The organism is Paenarthrobacter sp. AMU7, from assembly GCF_041200195.1.
Taxonomy (GTDB): Bacteria; Actinomycetota; Actinomycetes; order Actinomycetales; family Micrococcaceae; genus Arthrobacter.
This window is the reverse complement of the sequence record NZ_CP165735.1, coordinates 2215386-2237305: the sequence shown is the minus strand read 5'-3', so window position 1 is coordinate 2237305 and position 21920 is coordinate 2215386. Positions and strand designations below refer to the sequence as shown.

General features: G+C 62.4%; 20 protein-coding genes. 4 read left to right on the top strand and 16 right to left on the bottom strand.

The annotated features are described in order from the left end of the window. Positions 1–25: 25 nt before the first annotated feature. The 4 genes from ABQM86_RS10235 to ABQM86_RS10220 form a co-directional block, all read right to left on the bottom strand. Entirely contained in the window at positions 26–1222 is a 1197-nt protein-coding gene (locus ABQM86_RS10235) for an NAD(P)/FAD-dependent oxidoreductase (protein WP_369746548.1), read from the bottom strand. A gap of 1 nt (position 1223) precedes the next feature. Beyond that, entirely contained in the window at positions 1224–1433 is a 210-nt protein-coding gene (locus ABQM86_RS10230) for a DUF2945 domain-containing protein (RefSeq protein WP_369746547.1), read from the bottom strand. Positions 1434–1539: 106 nt separating this feature from the next. Beyond that, on the bottom strand, positions 1540–2103 hold the full coding sequence (locus ABQM86_RS10225) for a DinB family protein (RefSeq protein WP_369746546.1): 564 nt from the start codon (positions 2101–2103) through the stop codon (positions 1540–1542). 16 nt (positions 2104–2119) lie between these two features. Continuing rightward, positions 2120–3586 carry an APC family permease gene (locus ABQM86_RS10220; RefSeq protein WP_207597351.1) on the bottom strand — a complete coding sequence of 489 codons (1467 nt, stop codon included), beginning with the start codon at positions 3584–3586 and terminating at the stop codon, positions 2120–2122. 224 nt (positions 3587–3810) lie between these two features. Here ABQM86_RS10220 and ABQM86_RS10215 point away from each other — a divergent pair, with 224 nt between their 5' ends. Then, positions 3811–4623, top strand: a complete 813-nt coding sequence (locus ABQM86_RS10215; RefSeq protein ID WP_369746545.1) for a hydrolase — start codon at positions 3811–3813, stop codon at positions 4621–4623. 7 nt (positions 4624–4630) lie between these two features. On the opposite strand, the gene ABQM86_RS10210 is transcribed toward ABQM86_RS10215, so the two are convergent. The 5 genes from ABQM86_RS10210 to ABQM86_RS10190 all read right to left on the bottom strand — a co-directional run bounded on the left by ABQM86_RS10210 (position 4631) and on the right by ABQM86_RS10190 (position 10153). Beyond that, positions 4631–6211 carry an ABC transporter ATP-binding protein gene (locus tag ABQM86_RS10210; protein WP_280627867.1) on the bottom strand — a complete coding sequence of 527 codons (1581 nt, stop codon included), beginning with the start codon at positions 6209–6211 and terminating at the stop codon, positions 4631–4633. After that, complete coding sequence (locus ABQM86_RS10205) at positions 6204–7049, bottom strand: ABC transporter permease (RefSeq protein WP_369746544.1); 846 nt, start codon at positions 7047–7049, stop codon at positions 6204–6206. Before ABQM86_RS10205 ends, ABQM86_RS10210 begins: the two co-directional genes overlap by 8 nt. Next, complete coding sequence (locus tag ABQM86_RS10200) at positions 7033–7974, bottom strand: ABC transporter permease (RefSeq protein ID WP_369746543.1); 942 nt, start codon at positions 7972–7974, stop codon at positions 7033–7035. Before ABQM86_RS10200 ends, ABQM86_RS10205 begins: the two co-directional genes overlap by 17 nt. Positions 7975–8001: 27 nt before the next feature. Continuing rightward, a complete protein-coding gene (locus ABQM86_RS10195) occupies positions 8002–9552 on the bottom strand; it encodes an ABC transporter substrate-binding protein (protein WP_369746542.1) in 1551 nt (516 codons plus the stop codon). A gap of 175 nt (positions 9553–9727) precedes the next feature. Further along, positions 9728–10153: a ChaB family protein gene (locus tag ABQM86_RS10190; RefSeq protein ID WP_207597345.1), complete on the bottom strand. Its 426-nt coding sequence runs from the start codon at positions 10151–10153 to the stop codon at positions 9728–9730. Positions 10154–10281: 128 nt separating this feature from the next. Here ABQM86_RS10190 and ABQM86_RS10185 point away from each other — a divergent pair, with 128 nt between their 5' ends. Beyond that, entirely contained in the window at positions 10282–11058 is a 777-nt protein-coding gene (locus tag ABQM86_RS10185; protein ID WP_207597344.1) for a type 1 glutamine amidotransferase domain-containing protein, read from the top strand. On the opposite strand, the gene ABQM86_RS10180 is transcribed toward ABQM86_RS10185, so the two are convergent. Continuing rightward, complete coding sequence (locus tag ABQM86_RS10180) at positions 11059–11997, bottom strand: LysR family transcriptional regulator (protein WP_280627864.1); 939 nt, start codon at positions 11995–11997, stop codon at positions 11059–11061. It abuts the gene before it with no gap. A gap of 227 nt (positions 11998–12224) precedes the next feature. Here ABQM86_RS10180 and ABQM86_RS10175 point away from each other — a divergent pair, with 227 nt between their 5' ends. After that, positions 12225–13343: a PrpF domain-containing protein gene (locus ABQM86_RS10175; protein ID WP_207597342.1), complete on the top strand. Its 1119-nt coding sequence runs from the start codon at positions 12225–12227 to the stop codon at positions 13341–13343. 12 nt (positions 13344–13355) lie between these two features. Beyond that, the gene (locus tag ABQM86_RS10170; protein WP_369746541.1) at positions 13356–14804 is read left to right on the top strand and encodes an SLC13 family permease; all 1449 of its coding nucleotides are present in this window, start codon (positions 13356–13358) and stop codon (positions 14802–14804) included. Between the two features lie 156 nt (positions 14805–14960). On the opposite strand, the gene ABQM86_RS10165 is transcribed toward ABQM86_RS10170, so the two are convergent. The 6 genes from ABQM86_RS10165 to ABQM86_RS10140 all read right to left on the bottom strand — a co-directional run bounded on the left by ABQM86_RS10165 (position 14961) and on the right by ABQM86_RS10140 (position 21914). Further along, positions 14961–15689 carry an SDR family oxidoreductase gene (locus tag ABQM86_RS10165; RefSeq protein ID WP_369746540.1) on the bottom strand — a complete coding sequence of 243 codons (729 nt, stop codon included), beginning with the start codon at positions 15687–15689 and terminating at the stop codon, positions 14961–14963. A 122-nt stretch (positions 15690–15811) separates the two neighbouring features. Further along, positions 15812–17236, bottom strand: coding sequence for a glycoside hydrolase family 32 protein (locus tag ABQM86_RS10160; RefSeq protein ID WP_348537389.1), 1425 nt, complete (start codon positions 17234–17236; stop codon positions 15812–15814). A 145-nt stretch (positions 17237–17381) separates the two neighbouring features. Beyond that, complete coding sequence (locus ABQM86_RS10155; protein ID WP_369746539.1) at positions 17382–18932, bottom strand: glycoside hydrolase family 32 protein; 1551 nt, start codon at positions 18930–18932, stop codon at positions 17382–17384. Continuing rightward, positions 18929–20023, bottom strand: a complete 1095-nt coding sequence (locus ABQM86_RS10150) for an ATP-binding cassette domain-containing protein (protein WP_369746538.1) — start codon at positions 20021–20023, stop codon at positions 18929–18931. The genes ABQM86_RS10155 and ABQM86_RS10150 overlap by 4 nt, the downstream gene beginning before the upstream one ends. Next, the gene (locus ABQM86_RS10145; RefSeq protein WP_369746537.1) at positions 20020–20982 is read right to left on the bottom strand and encodes an ABC transporter ATP-binding protein; all 963 of its coding nucleotides are present in this window, start codon (positions 20980–20982) and stop codon (positions 20020–20022) included. The genes ABQM86_RS10150 and ABQM86_RS10145 overlap by 4 nt, the downstream gene beginning before the upstream one ends. Then, positions 20979–21914: an ABC transporter permease gene (locus tag ABQM86_RS10140; protein ID WP_369746536.1), complete on the bottom strand. Its 936-nt coding sequence runs from the start codon at positions 21912–21914 to the stop codon at positions 20979–20981. The genes ABQM86_RS10145 and ABQM86_RS10140 overlap by 4 nt, the downstream gene beginning before the upstream one ends. Positions 21915–21920: the final 6 nt, after the last annotated feature.

Below are 21920 nucleotides of genomic sequence, written 5' to 3'. Positions count from 1 at the left end.
TGACGTGGTGGGAATGGACTCGTCCTTAAGCCCTGCCCTTGAGGATCATGTGCCAGTAGACCTGGGGGAACATGATGCGGTCCACCCACCACGACACCCGGCTTTCCTTCCACGTGGGCACTTTCGGGATGGTAGACATAGGGCGATAGTGGTCGTCAAATTCAGCGAAGACCACCGTGGTGCGCGAAACAGTGAAGGGGCACACGGAATAGCCGTCGTACTTCATCGCGGGCGGCTTTCCCTGGCGGGCCGCCACGAGGTTCTTCGCCAGCACCTTGGTCTGCTTGCGCAGGGCACCGCCGGCCTTGGAGTTGGTGGTGGCTGCAGCGTCGCCCAGGGACCACACGTTGGAGTGGCGGACGTGGCGCAATGTTTCGGTGTCCACGTGGACGAACCCGTCCTGCCCACCAGGGGCTGGAAGATCCGTAGCTCTGAGCCACTCCGGCGCAGACTGGGGTGGGACGGCGTTCAGGACGTCGTACCCCAGCTCCTCAGTGGTGTTGGTGACATTGTTGCGGATGGTCGCTTGCCTGCTGGCAGCGTCCACGGCCACCAATTCGCTGTTTGTCCGGAGCTCAATGCCGTATTCAGCAATTTTCCGCTCAAGCTCCCTGTCCACCTCGGGGATGCCGAATACGGTGGGATATGGCTGCACCATCACCACGCGGATCTTGTCCAGGACACCTTGCTCGCGCCAGTAGTCGCACGCCAGGTACATCGGCTTCTGACTGGCGCCCCCACACTTAACAGGTCCTGACGGCATGGTAAAAACCACTGTGCCGGACCGGATACTGCTCAGGAGTGACCAGGCCTTGGGTGCGAGCTCGAATTCATAGTGGGACGCACCGTACGGGGAATGGACAGCCTCGGCCAAGCCCGGCACTGAATCCCACCGGTACTGGAGCCCCGGACACACCACCAGATGTTGATAGCCCACGGCGCTGCCTGAGGCCAGCATCACCATGTTGGCCGTGGTGTCCACGTCCACCGCATGGTCTTTGATCCAGGCAACCCCCCGGGGCATCACGGATGCCTGGCTGCGGGTGGCTTCCTTGACCGTAGCCCTGCCGCCGGCGATGTGGGAGAACAGAGGCTGATAGAGGTGATGGTCCTTGGGTTCAATGAGGCCAATGTTCTTGACCCCGTATCTGCTCAGCCGGGCCGCAAGCGAGACTCCCGCATTGCCCCCGCCGATGATGACTACATCGTGCTGATGGGACATATCACTGGTTCTTTTCGGTCAGGGCGGAGCCTTTGTGGGCCGCCCGCGCGCCGGTCTTGTCTGATTCCACCACGTACTGCGGCTCGTCTTCAGTGGCTCGGTGGGTATTGCCGTCCAATTCGAAGTCGCTGGTCTTCCTCTCCACAATCTTCCCGTGCGTTTTGCCTTGGGAGGTGTTCCACTCCACGCGCGTTCCCTTGCCCAGTGCCATATCCGCTCCAATGTGTGGTGTTCAGCTCTGACTTCAAGCGCTCCACAATAGTAAGCATGATGATCTTTTTCGCGGAACCCCCCAGAGCACGTTGCTGGACGCAGCCTCAGCCGGGCGGGTCTTGCCCCACGAGACCGTCCACAGATTCGCGGATAAGGTCCGCGTGGCCATTGTGCCGGGCGTATTCCTCAATCATGTTCAGGAGGATGTAGCGCAGGCTGGGCAACTCGATGTCCGGACGGGACGCGATGGTGCCTTGCCGGGACGGGCCGCCTTCTGCCATAGCTGCTTCGAACAAGACCCTGGAGCGGGCAACAGCGTCACGCCACCTTTCATACAGTTCCTCCGGCGGGTCTCCGGCAGCGGAATTCCAGTCCCAGTCGGGGTCGGCGTCCCAGTCAACTGCGTTCCACGGGGGAAGTTGCCTGCGGCCTTGGAGCCACTCGGTGGACATATCGTCCTCGAAGCGGGCCAGGTGCTTGAGCAGCCCACCCAAAGTCAACGACGACGGAGCGTGCCGGGCCCTCAGGCCGTCCCGGTCAAGTCCCTCCGTCTTCCAGGCAAACGTCGCCCTCTGTCGCTCAAGGAAGCCCATCAGGGTGGCGGCTTCATCGCCGTCCAGCGGAGGCTCCGCGTTGACCGGTTCGGTGGTGCCTGCTTGATCGTTCACAGCAGCTCCTGGTGATTCATCCGGAAGGAGTTCCCTGCTCCCGGTCGCGTGGCCCTGCTGACGGAGTGGATTTTCTGGTGATCAGCCACGTGATGAACCAGAGCACGACACCAATGGCCATGAGCCCGCCGGCCACTTGGTACTGTATGGGGTTCCTGCCCACCCAGGGACCAGCGAGGAAGGCGCAGAGGATGGCGGCCACCCACGGCAACTGACCGGGCGAGGTGAAAAAGACCTTGCGGTCCGGGTGCCTCTTGCGGCGGAGCACCACGCACGCCACGTTGACCACGGTGAAGACGCACAACAGCAGAAAAGCGGTTGTCCCCGACAGGTTGGCCACGATGTTGCTGTCCGGATCGATGCTGACGTACCAAATCAGTCCCAGGGCCAGGACGGTGGAGAAAGTGATGCCGGCCCACGGTGAACGGCGTCCGGGCAGCACCTTGCCAAGGCCGCGCGGCAGGACATGCTGGCGGGCCATCCCATAGATCAGCCGGCTCGCCATCAGCATGTTGATCAAGGCAGTGTTGGCCACCGCAAAGACCGCCAGGAACGGAAAGATCTTATCGATCGGGAAATCCGGGGAGCCCTTGTGGACGACCTCGAGGAGTGCCGCCCCTTCGGATTCCCTGATCTCCCCCAATTCGGTGGGTGACAACACACTGACAACCGACACCGCTACCAGCATGTAGAGCAACACTGCGATACCGAGGCCCGTCAACATGGTTCGGGGAAAGATGCGCTCCGGGTTCTTGGTCTCCTCCACCATGTTCACGGAGTCCTCGAATCCAACCATGGCAAAAAAGGCAATGGACGTGGCGGCTGTAACAGCCAGGAACAGCCCCTTGTCCTGGTAGTCGGTGAACACCGTGATTTCCTGGATGTTGCCTGTTCCCTGCGCCATCACGAAGAACCCGACGCCGATCACAATGCACAGGGCGAGTACCTCAACCGAGGTCAGCACCACGTTGAACTTCACGCTTTCGCCAACCCCGCGGAGGTTAATTACTGCCAGCAACAGCATGAATGCCATTGCGACCAGTGTGATCATTCCTTTGTCAGGCGCGCCCATCCACCCGTTGACTTCCAGACCTCCGAACAGATTCTGGGCGAGGACATTCGCGGATGTTGATGCGCTGGTGATGCCGGAACACACCACGGCGAACGCCACAAGGAACGTGACAAAGTGGATCCCGAATGCCTTGTGCGTATACAGCGCCGCGCCCGCCGCCTGAGGGTACTGCGTCACCAGTTCCAAGTAGGAAAAAGCTGTCAGCGTCGCCACAATAAAGGCCAGAAGGAACGGCAACCAGACAATGCCGCCCACCGTCCCCGCCATCGTCCCGGTGACTGCGTAAACGCCCGCTCCGAGAATGTCGCCCACGATGAAGAGGAGCAGGAGTTTGGGCCCCAGAACCCGCTTGAGCTGTGGTTCTTCGTCCGGGGGTGAAGCTTGGTAGACGTCGTCGGATGTGGTGCTCATGGTTGACCTCCACGGCGGATACACGGTTCCCTGATCGTGTTAGTGACCTGACGTAACCCACTGTGAGCCTGTCCGTTGGCTTTGGCAACACTGTTGGCCCCGAAACCTGCCCTTCCGGAGTGCCGCACCCGTGCAATATTCTGGGCCCACCAGTGTGCGGCGGACGGCGGTCCGCTGGCCGTGGACCGTGGGCTCCGAATCCGACCGCTCCGAAAGGACCATCCATGCTGATTTGCGCGGCCTGTGCGGTGGAACGTGATGAACCCGTTCCGGGTGTCTGCCCCATCTGTGCCGACGAACGGCAGTACGTCCCTGACGAAGGGCAACAGTGGGTCACTCTTGACCAACTCAGGACGGCCGGCCAGCGGATATCGCTCTCGGAAAGCGAACCAGGTCTTATAGGCGTCAGTACTGACCCGAAGGTCGGAATCGGCCAGACGGCCCAGCTGGTAGTGACGTCCCAGGGCTCGTTGCTGTGGGATCCGGTGGGCTACATCGACGACGACGCTGTGAAGGCGGTGCGGGAGCACGGACCTGTCCTGGCGATCGCCGCCAGCCATCCGCACATGTTCGGCGTGCAGGTCGAATGGTCACGGCGGCTGGGCGGCGCCCCGGTATGGGTGACTGAGGCAGACCGCCAATGGCTGGGACGCCATGATCCGACCATTGCCTACTGGTCCGGCAGCATGTCGATCGCCCCCGGGCTGACCCTGCACCAAACCGGCGGACACTTTCCCGGCAGCGCCGTGGCGCACTGGGCGGCCGGAGCAGCCGGCATGGGGGTTCTGTTGACCGGTGACAGCGTGTTTCCCAATCCGGATCGCCGTTCCATCTCGTTTATGCGAAGCTACCCGAACCGCCTGCCGCTGTCCGGAGCCGTGGTGTTGCGGATCGCGGCGCAGTTGGACACGCTTGGGTTCGATCGCATCTATGGGAATTTCAACAACGTCATATCGTCCGGAGCCAAAGCCGTTTTGCACGACTCCGCTGAACGGCATGCCGCCTGGGTGCGGGGAGACTTCGATCATCTGACGTGAACTGTTGCTAAGGGGCAGTCCTCATCTTTTTCAGATGCAGTCCCCTGCAGGGAATCGCGGCCGAGACCAGGTCTTTGCTGTGCTGGTGCTGCGGGTCAGCGAAGAACTTATCGGTGTCGGTGAGTTCCACCAACCGCCCCTGATAGAGGACGGCTACCCGCTGGCACATATGGCGCACCACGTCCATGTCGTGGGTGATCATCATCAGGGACAGCCCCCGCTCGCGGTGCAGGCGTTGCAGCAGGTCAAGGATGGTTCTTTGTGTCAGTGCATCCAGGGCGGAGGTTGCTTCGTCGCAAATGAGCACTTCCGGCTCCATCAGGAGCGCCCGGGCGATGGTGACCCGCTGCAACTGGCCGCCGGAGCATTGGCCCGGACGCCTGTCCAGCAGACTGGGTTCCAGTTCCACTTCCGTCATGGCGTCGCTCAGCCGTTGGGTTTTCTCGCTCGACGGGAGCCGCCGTGGCAAGGGTGCTTCCAGGCTTGCGCGGAGTGTCATGCGGGGGTCGAAGGCGTCATGTGGTTCCTGGAACACCAGTTGGACGGCAGTCGGATCGGCAAGCCGGTCTGCTGACAGAGCCCGGGTGATGCTGCCGCTGCTCATTCCTTCCAGACCAACGATTGACCTGGCCAAGGTGCTTTTCCCGGAACCGGATTGGCCGAGCACTCCCAGGATCTCCCCCTTTTTCAGCTCGAGGGAAACAGCGTCAAGTGCTGGACTGCGACCCCGGCGGCCGCGGCCGAAATTCTTGACGACGCTGTTGAGGGTAAGGACATTCCGCGCCGGGTGCACCTGCTTCACAGTCCCTGATGGCAGGAGGTTTGATGCCTCCAGAAGTTTTTGCGTGTAAGGACTCTTCGGGCTTCCCAGCACTTCCTCAGTGGTGCCCGACTCCACGATCTTGCCTGCCTCCATCACCAGGACGCGATTTGCGAAGGCCGCAACAGAGGCAAGATTGTGCGTGATGTAGAGAATCCCCAGACCACGCTGGCTCCGTTCGCGGTCCAGCAACTGCAGGATCTGGCGTTCCAGGACCTTGTCCAAAGCAGACGTTGGTTCGTCAGCAAGCAGGATCCCCGGCTGGCCCGCCAGGGCCACGGCTGTCATGGCACGTTGGGCCATGCCACCGGAAAGTTGGTGCGGGTAGGCCCGGGCGCCCCACTGCGGATCCTCGAATCCCACTTCAGCCAGCAGCTCCAGCACCTTCTCCTCCGCAGCTTTTCCGCGCAGGCCTGAATGGAGGCGGAGGGGTTCCCTCAGGTGGGCACGGAGGGTCTTGCTGGGGTTGAACATCTTCTTGGGCTGCTGGAAAAGCATCCCCAACCGGCCACCCCGGATGCGGTTCAGCTCAAGTCCGGAGGCACGGGTCACGTCTACGGAGTCCACATGGATGGACCCCGAGGCAATCCGCAAAGGCTGCGGCAGCAACTGCAGGACGGACCGGGCAGTCATGGTTTTGCCCGACCCGGAACCTCCCACGAGCGCTACAAACTCGCCGGGATGCACGGCCAGGCTCACACCGGAGAGAATCGGGCGTCCTGCGTCTGTGCCCAGCACCGTCAGGTTCTCGATCACCAGTTCAGGCATGCTGGCCCTCCACTACCAGGACATCCACCCGGTCGGCTGCCCGCCGTGACGTCCGCTGGCCGATCAGCGTTACACACAGGGCAACCAGGAAGATGGTGAGGCCCGGAGCAATGATCCCCCACGGTGCCCGCTCCGCATACGGCTGGGCCGCTGCCACCATGGAACCCCAGTCGGATTGTGGCGGTTGAACGCCCAGCCCGAGGTAGGACAGGGCTCCCACGCTGATCAGGAGCTGTCCGAAACGCAGGGTCGCCTGCCCCAGCATCGGCGCTGCGAGGTGCGGGATGATGTGACGGAAGACAATGAACGACGGCGAACAGCCCACCACGCGCGCTGCTTCGACGAACCCGCGGGCAGAAACGTCGTAGGCCAACGTCCGGGCCAGGCGGGCAAACGGCGTCCACCCGGTTACGGTCAGGGCGACCAGCAGGGACGTAAAACCTGTGCCCATGGCCGCGACGATGAACAATGCCACCACCATCTCCGGCAGCGCCAACAAGACATCATTGGTACGGGTGAACAGTTCGTCTACCCAGCCCTTCCGCCGGGCACTGAGCACACCGACCACCAAACCAATGATTCCGGTCAGGACCGTGGCCAGTGCCGCCACCACCAAAGAGAACCGGCCGCCGTCGAGCAAGCGGCTGAGCGTATCCCGCCCAAGGTGGTCCGTCCCCAACCAGTGTGTGGCACTGGGTGGCGCGAGCCGTGCAGCGAGGTTCTGATCGTCCGGTGGAAAAGGTGCCAGCCACGGTGCAGCCGCCACGGCGGCAACTATCAGGACGAGAATAACGACGGCGGCGCCGTCGAGCACTGACCGTTTACGCAAGGGCGCCACTCACCTTTGGGCTCAGAATCCGGTGCAGGAAGTCCGCGAGGGTGGTAATGGCAACAGCCAAAGCCACCACAACCACCACGCCTCCCTGCGCCAAGGGGATGTCACTGTTGACCACGGCGTCGTAGAGAAGGCGGCCCATCCCGGGGATCGCGAAGATGACCTCCACAATGACCGAACCTCCCAGAAGACCGGCGAACCACACCGCGAACAACGTGGACAACGGAACCAGGCCGTTGGGAACAACATGCCGCAGGACAGTCTGCACGTGGCTAAGGCCGCGGGCCCGGGCAGCGGGAATGTGCTCCGCCTCAAGGGCATCGATCATTCCCGAGCGGACCGCTGAGGTGAAGAAGCTGATGGGCCGAAGGGACAGCGTGGCGGCCGGCAGGACAATGGACGACGCCGTATTCCACCCGGCCGAGGGCAGCCAGGAAAGTTTGAGGGCAAAGACCAGCACCAGCAGTGGTGCCAACCAGTATTCCGGCATGGCAATAAAGGACTGTGTGACAGTGGTGATCAGTTTGTCGGTTTTGCTGCCTTGCTTCAGGGCCGCAACAATGCCCAATGGGAGGGACACCAGCACGGCCATGCCCAAAGCCACCAGCACAAGGCTGAGGGTGATGCCCAAGGCAGGCAACACCTGATCAATCACCGGTGTACGGCTAATGTGCGACAACCCCATGTCCCCTGTGAAGAAGTCGCCCAGCCACCGGAGATATTGCACGGGAAGCGGATCGTTGAGTCCCAGGCTTTCCGCCAGTGCCTGAACGGTGGCTTCGTCCACCACATCGCCGGCTACACGGGACCGGATAATTTTCCGGACCGGATCGCCTGGGGTCACGTAAGGAATCAGGAAGACGGCGAAAGACGACAGCAGGACGGCGACCACCAGGGTCGCCGTCCGCTTCGCAAGGAACGTGATCATACGTGCTTCGGTTGTCCCAGCCCGTTGTCAGGAGCCGGCCTTGGCCGTTTGCGCGGTCAGGACGTAACGGGACAGCGGGTCCTGGACGTAGGACAGGACGTTGCTGCGGACAGCGTCCGTGGCTTGTTCATTGACCAGCCACAGGTTCACGGCTTGGTCGTTCAGGAGTTGACCGGCTTTGCCATACAGCTTGTACCGTTCCTCAGTGGTGGAGGTCCGGGCAGCTTCTGTGATGAGTGCGTCGTACTCTTCGTTGCAGAAGTGGCTCAGGTTGTACGTGCCCTTGCAGGTGTAGTCGGCCGTCAGGAAGCCAATCGGATCGGCAATGTCAATCAGCCGGTTGCGCTGGCTCAGGATCATGTCATAGTTGCCGGCCAAGACGTCCGGTTCAGCCGAGGCGTATTCCTTGGCCTGGATGGTCACTGGAACACCGATGTCCTTGAGGTTGTCCTGAATCACCGTTGCTACGTCGGCGAACTCCGTCCGCTCCACGATGGCGATGATCTCCAGCGGCCTGTCCGCGGTGTAGCCGGCATCGGCCAGGAGCTTCTTCGCCTCGTCCAGGTTCTGCTTGGGAGTCTTGGCTTCGCTGGATGCCCATGGTTCGGAGGGCGCGAAGGGACCAGCTGCAGGCAACGCCGCGCCTTCGTAGACGCTGGCGGCCAGGGCTTCCAGGTCCAGAGCGGACCGGAGTGCCTTGCGGAAATCCACGTTGTTGAAGGGTGCCCTGCCGTTGTTCATGTACAGGGTGGCCGTGCGGGGTGAATCTGCCTTCAGGACGGACACCTCGGGTGCACTCTCAAGCGTGGACAGTGCGGAGGCTGGAATGGACAAGGAAATGTCGGCCTCGCCGGTTTGCACTTGCGCGGCCCTGGTAGCGCCATTGGTGATGAAGCGGACTTCTGCGCCAGCCAACTGCACCTTTCCGCCCCAGTAATTCTCGTTGCGGTCCAGGGTCAGGGACTGCTTCGCCTTCTCAGACACTGGGGTGAACGGTCCCGTGCAGTGGCCGAAGGGATTCACCGTGGCACCGGTATAGGCGGCAGGCGCGAGGATGCCCGTGTTGACGCTCGCCAAGCGGAACGGCACCAGCGGATTCTCCACCGGCGTGGTGACGCGAACGGTCTTGGCGTCAGTTGCCTGGACTCCACTGACAATGCCCGGGCTGAACGCCCTTGCAGGCACCTTGGCCTTAAGGACTGAGTTCAGCGAAGCGGCGACGGTCTCTGCGGTGAGATCGGTACCGTCCTGGAACTTCACGCCTTCACGGATGGTGAAGTCCCACTCAAGTGGTGAGACCTGCTTCCACTCAGTAGCCAGGAACGGGACCACCTTGCCCTGGGCGGAATCATATTTGGTCAGGGTTTCCAGGCAGCCGGACAACGACAGAATGTACGCGGCATCGGACTCCAGGGCCCAGTTGGCCACGGGGGCCCGGAAGTTATCCACGACGATGCGCTGGTTGGTATCGGCCACTTTCCCGGTGGCGCCTGTCTGTCCACCGCTAAGACCACAACCGGTCAGGGAAAGAAGTGCAGCGACCCCAAGGGCTGCTGTGGAACGGCTGAGTTTGCGCAAAGGGAACCGCCTGCGATGTATGCCCGGAACGGGAGGGCATGGGGAAATGGAGACTATTTAGGTTAGCCTTACCTCGGCGCAACAGCAAAAACAGGGCGCTTCGCAGACGCGTCACAATGTGCCTGACATCACCCAGCCCAACCATTTGCCCGCTGCGGCATCCTGCGCCCCAGATTCAGCTTTCCCGGGCTTTCCGGGTAGCCGCGTCATTGGCTTTCTGCAGTGCCTGGACCAGCTCATCCTTGTTCATGGTTGAACGGCCCTTGATGTCCAGCTCGCGGGCCCGCCGGTAGAGGTGCTCCTTGGAAGCGTTGGCGTCCACTCCGCCGGCAGTGGGCTTATCCGAGCTGGCCCCTCCAGCCGCGTGGTCATCGGAAGGTCCATTTTCTTCTTTGGGTTCCCAATGGTCGCCCACCTTCTCGTAGCTGTGCTTCAGCGACGCGAAAGCCGTGCGGGCGGCCCTGCCCTCATCGCCGTCATAGGAATCCATCGCCGAGTCGTAGGTCTTGGCGAACGTGTCCTGGGCCTTCTGATCCGAGCGCTGGAGCGTCGATGGCAACTCGTTTTTCCGTGCATGATCATTTTTGCCGGTCTTGGGCATGGCACTCACTCTCCTGATCCAGGGAACAACTACAGCATGCGACAGCAGACGCATGGATCCTCGTTCAGCCTACTAAAGGACCGGAATTGATGGGGGCGTAGGGTGGAGGAGGACGAAAGGAGCACTTCATGAAGAAAATCCTCATGGTACTAACCAGCGTTTCCGAGCTCGGCGACACGGGAGAGAAGACCGGCTACAACGTGGCAGAGGCCGCACATCCCTGGAAGGTCTTCAAAGACTCAGGCCACTTCGTCGATTTTGCTTCCATCAAAGGAGGCCAACCTCCGCGCGACGAAGTGGACACGGACGATCCCATCCAGGTTGCCTTTACCCAGGATGAGACAACGCGCGCCGGCCTGTACAACACCGCACGCGTCGACGTCGTAGACCCCGCACAGTACGATGCCATCTACCTCGTGGGCGGCCATGGGACCATGTGGGACTTCCCGGACAGCGAAGGCCTGCAGAATCTGGTGGCCAGCGTCTACAACGCGGGCGGTCTGGTAGGTGCCGTCTGCCATGGGCCGGCCGGCCTGTTGAACGTAGAACTGGACAACGGGTTCAGGCTGGTTGAAGGCCGCGACGTAGCCGCGTTCACCAATGACGAAGAAGTGGCTGCGGGGAAAGACAAGGTCATCCCGTTCTTCCTGGCGGACCGGCTCGAGGAACAGGGGGCCCGCCACGTCTCCGCAGGGGTCTTCGAGGAGAAGGTAGCGGTGGACGGCCGCTTGGTTACGGGCCAGAACCCCGCCTCGGCCGCTGGCGTGGCCAAGGAAATGGAAAAGCTCTTCGCTGAAGTCATCCACCAGGAAAAGGCAGAAGAGCAACACGAGGCAGAAGCAGTGCGTGCGGAGAAGGACGCAGAGAAAAGCGCCCGGAAGGCTGATGCCGACGCCGACCACTGATTACAAGTAGTCGCGCCCCCGTTCGCGGGCGATTTCCACCAGCGTGGAGTGGAATGCCACTTCGGCGGGGGCGTAGACCTTGTCCTGGCGCTGGGCTAGAAGTACCCGCCGTAAGGGGGCGTCCGGGCCCAGACTGAGGACGCGGACATCGGGATGTTGGAGTGCAACAGCCGTCTTAGGCACCATTGCCACGCCCATGCCCACGCTGACCATGGCCTGCGCCTCCTGGTAGTCGTTGGCCAGGAACCCGATGTTTGGTTCAAAACCGGCATCGTGGGCAGATCGCTGCAACACTTCCACTACCGGATGAGCTTCAGCGCGCACTATCCATGACTCCTTCCGGAGTTCACGCATACTTACTTCCTCACGGTCAGCCAAGGGGTGCCCCTTGGCCACGAGAATCACCGTGCTCTCCTGGAAGACCTCAGTGATGCGGATGGACTCATCACTGAAACGGTTCCAAGGGTAATCCCACAGCAGACACAGTCCCGTTACCCCGGATTCAAGGTCCGAGACCAATTCGTCGAAGCGGGCACTGCGCACAGAAAGTCCAATGGCGGGGTAACGCTTCTTGAATGCCCGGATGACAAGCGGGAGAAACGATCCCGCCAACGTGGGAAAAGTACCAACCGTCAGTGACCCGCGGCGCAGCCCCGCGATCTGATCCAGGTCCGCGCGGGCCGCCCGCATCTGCCCAACAATTTTCCGGGCGTGCCCTGCCAGTATCTGGCCGGCCTCGGTGGGGACTACGCCGCGCGAACGGCGGTTGAGGAGAGGCTGTCCGACTTCCTGCTCGAGCTTGCGCAACTGCTGCGAAACGGCCGATGGCGTATACAGCATGGTGTCGGCCGCAGCGGTGATCGATCCCTGCTCGACCACTTCCACCAGCAGCGCAAGCCGCCGGATATCGAATAGTTCGGCGTTTTCATCGTTAAGCATGCGTTCATGCTCCTGTCCAAGTGGTTCATTCACTGTATTTACGGGAGACCGACTTGCCACAGAGCCAGCTTTTCCAGACATTGGCGTATCCGAATCCAGTCATTGTGCGCTGATAACCTTGTGAATTAAGCATCCCTTCAGCCCCCATCATATATCCAACATTGTCTTCATTTGTGATCCCGATCATCCTCGTACAAGAAGAACATCACCGAGATGCAGGGAACACCATGAAGATAGAAGCGGAATGGATGCGCGGGGGCACCAGCAAGTGCTGGGTCTTTGAAACTGCTCATCTGGAAGAAGCCGGCACCGACGTCAACGAGCTGCTTCCCAGGCTCTTCGGAAGCCCGGACTCCCGCCAGATCGATGGGGTCGGCGGGGCCACCTCCACCACCAGCAAGGCGATGATCCTCAGTCGGCCCGACGACGATGAAGTCGATGTCGAATTCACCTTCGCCCAGGTAGGCATCGAAGAGGCAGCCGTGGACTGGGGAAGCAACTGCGGGAATTGCTCCGCGGTTGTGGGGCTTTACGCCATTGAAAAAGGCTGGGTTTCGCCCGACGGCGATTCCACCCGCATCGTCACCCGCAACACCAATACGGGCCAGATCATCATCCAACGGGTTTCGACCCCCGAGGGCGCACTGCCGATCATTCCTGATGCAGACATGCCCGGCGTCGTTTTTCCTGGCTACAGGGTGGGTCTTGGCTTCCGTGATCCGGCAGGAAAAACCACCGGCAAGCTCCTTCCTACCGGCGCGCCGACGGACGTCATTGTCGCAAACGGCACCCGGTGGACGGTATCAATGGTCGACGCCGGTGCGCCGGTGGTCATGGTGCGTGCCGAGGAGTTGGGACTGGACACTGCCCGTTATGAAACCTGGAGTGCCGGCGTCGAACTGCAGCTGGATGCTTTGGACATGATCCGACGCCTCGCAGCTGTCCGGATGGGCCTGGCGGCCAGTCCTTCGCAAGCCGCGCGGGCCGTCCCCAAGCTTGCGATCGTGGGCGCACCCACCGGGGAGGACCTGGAAGGCGACGTCAACGTCATGATGCTCTCCATGGGCAAACCGCATCCGGCGTTGGCCATCACGGGAAGCATCGCTTTGACACTGGCCGCCCGCACCCCGGGAACAGTGCTGAACCACATTACCGGTATCCCTTCCCGCCCCACGCTAAAACTCCGCACGCCGGCCGGCGTGATTGAAACCTGGACCGAACACCGGGACGGTTCCCTCCTGGTGGGCGTCGACCGGACCGCCCGCACCATCGCCACCAGCATCATTCACGTCCCGGAGGCTCTCGGCAGTGCCGTCGAAGCCCCGCTGGCATCAGCCACTCAATGAGGAGACACCACCATGGCTAAAGTTACTTACCAACCAGCTCCCGAATCGGAGAGCGAAACCCGGGATCAGAATTCCGGCAGTCCCAACCGCCGTCGCCGTATCCTGCTGGTAACGGTTGCCGCTTCCGTGATCCTGGGCCTGGTTGCCATCCTGTTCGGGGGCGCCATCTTCAACCCGGCGGCCACCCCGGAATCGGAGCCGACCATGACTGCCATCCAGATCATCCCGCTGGTCATCCTCGTGGTGATGTTCGTCGTCGCCACGAAATGGCCGCTGAACATCGGGGTTATGGGACTGGTAGCATCCTTCGGCGTTGGCTACTTCATGCTGGGCATGACGGACAAGGAAATCCTGGCGGACTTCCCTGCCAACATCGTCATCACCATCGTCGGTGTCACGTACTTCTTCAGCATGGCCCAACGGAATGGGACCATCGACATCATCGTCCAGACGTGTGTCCGGCTGGTTCGCGGCAAGACCATGCTCCTGCCTTGGGTGTTCTTTCTCCTGGCAGCATCGCTGACAGCCCTTGGCACCTTCTCCCCTGCCGCCGTCGCCCTTCTTGCCCCTGCCGCCATAGGACTGGCCTATGAATCACGCATCCACCCCGTCCTCATGGGTGCCTTCATCATCAACGGAGCACATGCAGGTGGATTCTCACCGCTGTCAGTGGCGGGTGTTCTGGTCCACGACATCGCAGTGAAGAACGGCTTCCCCATCTCGCAGAGCTCACTCTTCGCCGCAAGCTTTGCGCTGAACCTCATCCTGTCAGTTTTGACAGTGGTGCTGTTTGCCCTCCTGGGCAAGATCCGCGACGGCGCCACAGGCCAGCTCGCTGACCTGGACACCACGCATACCGCCCGGCCACACGGCCAGCAGATCCTCACGCTGGCACTGATCGTCGCAATGCTTGTCTGCGCCTTGGGCTTCCACATGCCTATCGGCTTCGTGGCACTCTCCGCAGGACTGCTCTTGGCGCTGGTCAACATCAAGGAACACCAGACGTTCATCGGCGGAGTCTCCTGGTCCACCGTGCTCCTGGTCGCCGGCATGATCACTTACGTATCCCTGCTGCAGCACGTAGGCGTCATCGATACGCTCGCCGAGCAGGCACTGGCACTCGGAGCCCCGCTCCTCATTGCACTGGTTCTTTGCTACGTCATCGGCGTCGGCTCGGCCTTTGCATCCTCCACCGCCCTGCTCACGGCTTTCATCCCCTTGGCGGGACCGTTGCTTGCAACCAGTTCACTGAGCGCCTCGGGCACCGTGGCAGCACTGGCTATCGCCGCGACCGTCGTGGATGTATCCCCGTTCTCCACCGACGGCGCACTGGTTGTCGCCAATGCCCGCGAAGACGATCGCCAGCGTGTCTACAAGCAACTGATGGTGTACGCCGGCGGCGTGGTCCTCGTAGCACCCGCACTGGCCTGGGCACTGCTGGTCCCCACCGGGATCATGTAAGTTCTGGACCCCACTGACCGCCGAAGTACAGGTTCGGCAAGCGTAGGGAACCGTACCTGCACACCGTCGCAACAGGAAGCCCGAACCTCGGGCGCAGGGACCGGCACCATACGCACCAAAGGCAGGGCCACCACTGAGGTGTCCCTGCCTTTGGTTTCAGGCGCTGACGCGCTTCAGCTGTGGGTAGATGGCTTCCACAGGGGCACTAAGTCCGGCCTTGAGGTTCACGGACGTCTCATCCGCGAGGACTTCATACTCGCCGGCCTGGACGGCGTCGAAGACGGTTGCCACGAGGTCCGCGGGGGCGGTTTTCGGCTCGGTGGAGTGCGCGGCCATGGGGGTGTCAACGTAGCCAACATGGACCCCCACGACATGCACGTTCCCGGCGGCGAGTTCAAGGCGCAGGGAGTTCGTGGCCGACCACAGGGCCGCCTTCGTGGCGCTGTAGATCCCTGCCACCGCATACCAGCTCAGGGCGGAATGAATGTCAATGAGCACCGACTCCTCCTTGGCGGACAAGACCGGAGCGAAGGCCCTGGCCAGGAACAACGGCCCAAGGAAATTGGTCTCCACGTTGTGCCGGATCTCCTCATCCGTGTGGCTGAGGATGCCAGGCGTCGGTGTGCTGGCACCGGCATTGTTGATGAGGACTGTTGTGTCCTGCGCAGCCTCGACGGCCGCCCGAACGGATGCCGGATCCGTGACATCCAAGGTGAGCGGGACGATGCGATCATCGCCCCACGTGCGCGGATTCCGCGCCGTGGCATAAACCTTGCTCGCACCGCGGGCCAAAGCCTCGTGGACAAAGTGGGTGCCAATGCCACCGTTGGCTCCAGTGACGAGGACAACTGCATCAGTCAAGACGGACGTGTTCAGTGAAGGCATGATGGGGACTTCTTCCTGATGGGCTGGGCTGTGGGGGAATACTGATCCCTGATGGGAAACCACTTATTGACTTCACTCATAACTGAGTGCTCTCAGTAGTTATTCCCCCACGCCCTCCAGTGCTACGGCGTGACCTTGAGTTCCCTGATGGTCATATCCCGGAACGTCGCCGTGCCTTCATGGGCGTAAAGACGGATGCCGTCGTCGCCTTCAAGGGGGAACACCCGGTGCGAGTGCACCACGCGCCCATCTCCAACGAACACTTCCACACTGGTTCGATCCACCAGGATCCGCAGCGTGAGGCGGCCTGTGGCAGGGTCCACCGGCGTTTGCGTTTCGCCGGCTGTCGGGTTGATCGTGGGGCGGCGATTGACGTACGTGAACGGGCCACCCAGGAAGACCCCCGCGGCCACGTGCCTGCCGCCACCGGGTGCTCGGCAGACCTCCAACCCGAGATTGGCGGGCGGCGCAGCCGGATCCCACACCAGTTCGCACGTGAGGTCGTAAGCGGTCGAGCGAATCTCCAGGTCATGTGTACCCGCAACCGCCACGTCACCCACGCGGTGTGTTCGCGTTACGTGGTCACCCAGCGCAGAGGTGGGGGCGGAGGCGAGATAATAGGCGCCATTGCCACGCTTGAGCCGGATATCCCGGACGATCATGTCATCGCCGTTGTAGCCGTCAGTGGCAAGGGTTGGCGTGTTGTGGGGGTAGTCCCAGAAATTTGCCCAACCAATCGCCCGGCGGAGGGTTGGGTCCTCCACCCCCGACGCGTCGTGATGCGGATATGTTACTGCACCATAAAAGTCGAAGCCGTAATCGAGCCATTCCGGCTCAGGATGGTCTGGAGCAAAGGAGCTGCCGTCAAAAGCTCCAGTCCAGTAGGCATAGGTTGCCGGCAGTCCGCGGCCCTTGCCGTTTGCACTGGTGCCCAGCACCCAGTGCCGGGTGCCGTCGTCGGCGGTCATCCTAAAGAGGTCGGGGCACTCCAGCAGCCCCAAATCGCTGCGCAGAAACTCGCCAACCCGCGTCCAGGAGCGCAGATCCGGGGACGTGTAGAAACCCAGCTTTTGCCCCTCCGCGTTGGCCATGAACCACCGGTTGCGGTCCTCGTCCCAGATCACCTTGGGATCGCGGAAATCGTGAACCCCCGGGTTGGGCAAAACCGGAGCCTGGCCACCTGATATGAAGGACCGGCCCCTGTCTGTGGAGTACCAGAGGTACTGTGCCTGCCGGCCCTCCGGCGCCTGGGTGACGAGTGCCACCACCGTACCCGCCCCGTAACCCGCAGTATTCCGCTCATCAACCACCAGGCATCCGGACCAACAGTCGCCGTTGGAATTGCTGAACTTCGGCACCGCGACCCCGCGGTCCCTGAACGCGACGTGATCAGTGGTGGTGGCACGGCGCCATGACGTGCCACCACCGCCGTTGATGTAGTCAGCGTTATACAAGTAGTAGTAGTGGTACTCCCCATCGAGGTAGATGGGTCGCTGGGGATCGTTCTTCCAGTTGTCAGGCACGCTGAAGTGATAGACCGGGCGCATCCGCGATGATCCTTTCGAGGCTGGGCCACCCGCCGCCATGGCGGGCTCTGCAGGGGTGGACAGCGCCAGGGACCCGCCCAGCGCAACCGCGCCGGCGCCCGTCAGTAATCCACGGCGGGTAACCGGTGATGACATTTCCACGGGTTCACAGTCCTTTCGGGATGAGGTTGCGGGCGCTGTCAAAGATCCCGGCCATCGTCCAGGCATCAAAGGAGAGGAGCCGCACCGACCCTTCAGTCGCTGCCAGCGTCACGCGCTCGCCGCCCAGGGTCGGGTAGACGCGGGCCGTGAGCGGCTTGCCGTTGGCGAAAATTTCGACGGCGGACCGGTCCACCAACACGCGCAGGCGCACCCGGCCGTCCGTCATCGGCAGGGGCCCGGATTTGTCTTCCGCATCGATGGTGGGGTCGAGGCTGCTGCGCGTACGGTCCAGGCGAAGGGTGCCGCCGGGGGTCCCATCAGCGGCCCGGTCCAGCACGATCACTGTCTCCTCGGCCCCGTCCGACGACGCCAGCACTCCGAGCCGGACCTCTGCCCCGGGTGCAAGTTGCACATCCAGTTCAAGGTCCAGCTGGTTACCGGACACGCCGGTCTCCACGGACGTACCCGCCCCCACCATCACGTGGCCGGGGACGCTGAAGAGGCTTCTGCGCAGCTTCTCTACTTCGGGAACCGGTGCGAACTCCAGGGTTCCGTCGTGCGCCAACGTGGCGACGCGCGGCAAGCTCATGACGCCCGACCAGCCCGCTTCCACCATGGCGGCATCGCTTCGCCCTTCCTGCATCCAGCCGAACATGACACGCCGGCCGGACTCATCCTGGAACGATTGCGGTGCATAGAAGAACCGCCCTCCGAAGTCCAATCGGTGCAGCGTATCCGGCTCGAACGTATCGCCGCCGTAGCGGCCGGTCCAATACAGCGGGTGGCGGGTTTCGCCGTCGTCCCACGCGGAGAAGACCAGCACATCCGGCGAGCCGTCAGCGGGCGCAGACCCCAACGATCCCTGCCCTGCCCGGAACAGGTCAACGCATTCCCACATCGTCCCGGTCCAGTCAGTGTCGGCGGGATCGCCCTGCGAGGCATCCCCGATCATCAGCGGGCCCAGGTAGTCCCAAGACCGCAGGTCCGAAGACTCATAGAGGAACGCCGTGCCGCCGAGGTGTCGAATTCCTGAACCCACCAGCTGGCGCCATGTGCTTCCCTCGCGCCATACGCAATGATCGCGGTAGGCCGTGATGTCAACGCCGGCAGGTGGGGCACCGATAACAGGGTTCCCGGGGTCCTTGGTCCAGCTCAGCAGGTCAGGGGTTCCTACAGCGACGCACGGCAACTCCTTGCCCTCTGCGCGGCCCGAATACACCAAGGTGGGCGTGCCGCCGTCGTTAACCAACACCCCGGACCAGCAGCCCTCGGCGTCAGGTCCCTCGGAGGGTTCCAAAGCAACAGGCTGGTCAATCCACGTGACCAGGTCGGTGCTGGTGGCGTGGCCCCACTGGATGCGGTGGTGGAAAGCGCCCTCGGGGTTGTACTGATAGAAGAGGTGGTAGGTGCCGTCCCAGTGACTGACACCGTTGGGGTCGTTGAGCCAACCGGCCGGTGAGACAAAGTGGAAGCGCGGCCTCAGGGGATCGGCTTCGGCGCGGGCCACCAACTCATCCTGCGGAACGGTGGCGAGCGGATGGGTCAGTTCAGTCATGCGGAAGCCTCTTCTTGAGCGTTCGACGCCGGGTGGCCGGGGTGGAGTGGTTCACTCGCCAGGGCATGGCCGCCGGCAGCGGCCCATGGGCGGTGCAGGTGGCAGCGGACCCAGTGACGGTTTTCGGGGTCCCCCACCTGATGACGGACGGGTGCTTTGTCCGAGCACGCCTGGTCCGGGTCGCCGCCGAAAGCGCAGTGTGTGGAAGCCATGACCGCCTGCCGCAATTCGGCTCTACGGACGGGATCGTACGAGCCTGCCCGGGCGGGATCCGGGACAGCCGACACCAGGAGTTGCGTGTACGGATGCGCGGGGTTGGCCAACAGGTCCAGGGACTCCCCTTCCTCCACCAGTTCACCGGCGAACATGACCGCGGTCCGGTCCGCCAGGTACCGGGCGGAGGCGAGGTCGTGGGTGATGTAGAGCATGGAGATGCCTTGCTGGTCACGGAGCTTGCGCATGAGGTTCAGAACGCCGATCCGTACGGAAACGTCCAGCATGGAGGTAGGCTCATCGGCCAGGATGACCTGCGGTTCAACGGCGAGCGCCCTGGCTATCGCAACGCGTTGGCGCTGACCGCCGGAGAGCTCGTGCGGATACGAGTTCAGCATGTCGGCCTCCAGGCCAACAGTGGTCATGAGCTCCTCAAGCCGCCGCTGGGTCTCCTCCTGGGAACCACCATTCTTCCCGTGGATCGCCAGGGAGCGCCCCAGGAAATGCTCGATCCTGTGCGCCGGGTTCAAGGAGCCAAAAGGATCCTGGAACACCATCTGCAGCTGGGACCGAAACGCCCGCGACGCCTGGAAACGATCCCGCTTCAGAACATCGACGCCGTCAATGAGAATCTCCCCGGAGCTCGGCTTTTCCAGACGGGCGACACAGCGGGCCAGGGTGCTCTTCCCGGAACCGGACTCCCCCACGAGGGCCACGATTTCGCCTTGGTGGATGGTCAGATCAACCCCATGCAGAGCGCGGACGGACCCGCGGGAGAACAAGCCGCCCATCGGGAAGGTCTTTCCCAAGCCTCGAATCTCAAGGGCGGGGGTGCCGGTAGTGGACACGGCCGATGGGCTCATCAGGGAGTGGCTCATCGTGCGGCTCCTTCCAGGTTTGCTGAATCAACCACCGGGGCGTCGCCACCGAACGGAGCCACAAAATGGCCGGGTGTCACCTCGGCGAGGTCCGGGATGTTACGGAACTTCACACCGTCGGGCAATCCCGTCAGCGGAACGCGTGGACCGGTGAGCGGCGGGAATGCGCCCATCAGCGCCTGGGTGTACGGATGGCGGGGGGTGGCGTAGACGTCCTGGGCTTTGGCGGTTTCCACGATCCGGCCTCCGTACATCACGGCCATCCGGTGCGAGAGTTCCACCATCAGGGACATGTCGTGCGTGATGAAAAGGACGGAGAAGCCGAGTTCGCGCTGAAGCTCCTTGATCTGGGCCATGATTTCCTGCTGCACCACCACGTCCAGCGCGGTGGTGGGTTCGTCGAGGATCAACAGTGATGGCTTGAGCGCAACGGCCATGGCAATAACGGCACGTTGACGCATACCGCCGGAGAGTTGGTGCGGATAGGACTTCAGCCGTGCGGGATCGATCCTTACAAGTTCCAGCAACTCACCGGCACGCCTCATCGACTCTTTACGGGAGTAACCGGCGTGGGTGGTGAAGATGTCCACGATCTGTTCTCCGATGGTCAGCACCGGGTTGAGCGAGTTCATGGCTGACTGGAACACCATTGCAACGTCCTGCCACCGAAAGCGCCGCAGCTCTTCCGGGCTCATGGCCAGGACGTCCTTGCCGCCAAAGGAGATGCTTCCGCCTGCGATCTTTGCGGGATCCTTCAGGAGCCTCATGATGGAGTTGGCAATGGTGGACTTCCCACAGCCGGACTCCCCCGCAAGGCCGAATACCTCACCGGTGCCGATGCTGAAGGAGACGCGGTTGACGGCGGTGGTGGAGCGGGTGTCACCGATGTACTTGACGGTGAGGTCCTTGACGTCAAGGACCGGTTGGCGGGAGCCGAAAGAAACTTGGGAGATGGTCATTTGGCGGCGCTCCTTTCAGTGTTCGTGGGTGTTGTTTTAGGCGTTTTGATCTTCCGAAGCCGCGGATTGGTGACCTCGTCCACGGCGTAGTTGATGAGGGCGAGGGCGAAAGCCACCAGCGCGATGCACACGCCGGAGGGGACAAAGACCCACCAGCTTCCGGTGAGCAGTGCACCTTCGTTGCCGGCCCAGAAGAGGTTGTTGCCCCAGGAGACAGTGCTGACATCGCCCAGGCCCAGGAACTCGAGGCCTGCTTGGGCGCCGATACCGTAGATGACGCAAGCCAGGAGCGTACCCATGACGATCGAGGCCATGTTGGGCAGGATCTCGCGGAACATGATCCGGCCGGCCCGTTCGCCGGACACCACGGCTGCAGCCACAAAATCCTTGGAACGGATGGACAACGCCTGCGATCTCAGCACGCGGGCGGAACCGGCCCATCCGGTCACCACGAGTACAAGGATTACGGTCCCCAGTCCCGGCGGAAGGAACGCGGCCAGGATGACCAACAGCGGCAGGCCGGGCAGCAGCAGGAAGACATTGGTGACCAGGGACAGTGCTTCGTCAATGAATTTGCCGAAGTACGCCGAGGCAAGGCCCACCAGGATACCGATGAAAGTGGATGCCACGCCCACTGTCAGGCCCACGAACAGTGAGCTCCGCGAACCATGGACGGTCAGCGCGAGGACATCCTGTCCCTTGGCCGTAGTTCCCAGCCAGTGCTCGGCTGAAGGTTCCATTGAAGCCATGGCCGTGATCCGCGACGGATCGCCGGGGAACAGGATCGGTGCCAGTAAGGCCAAGGCGATGAAGATGATCATCACGGCCATGCCCGTCAGGGCTTTCTTGTTGGTGAGCAGGCCGTGGACGAAGCTGCGGTTCGGCTTGCGGACCGGCGTTGGAGTTGGCTGCTTCAGAAGTGCGGTTGTCATGATCGG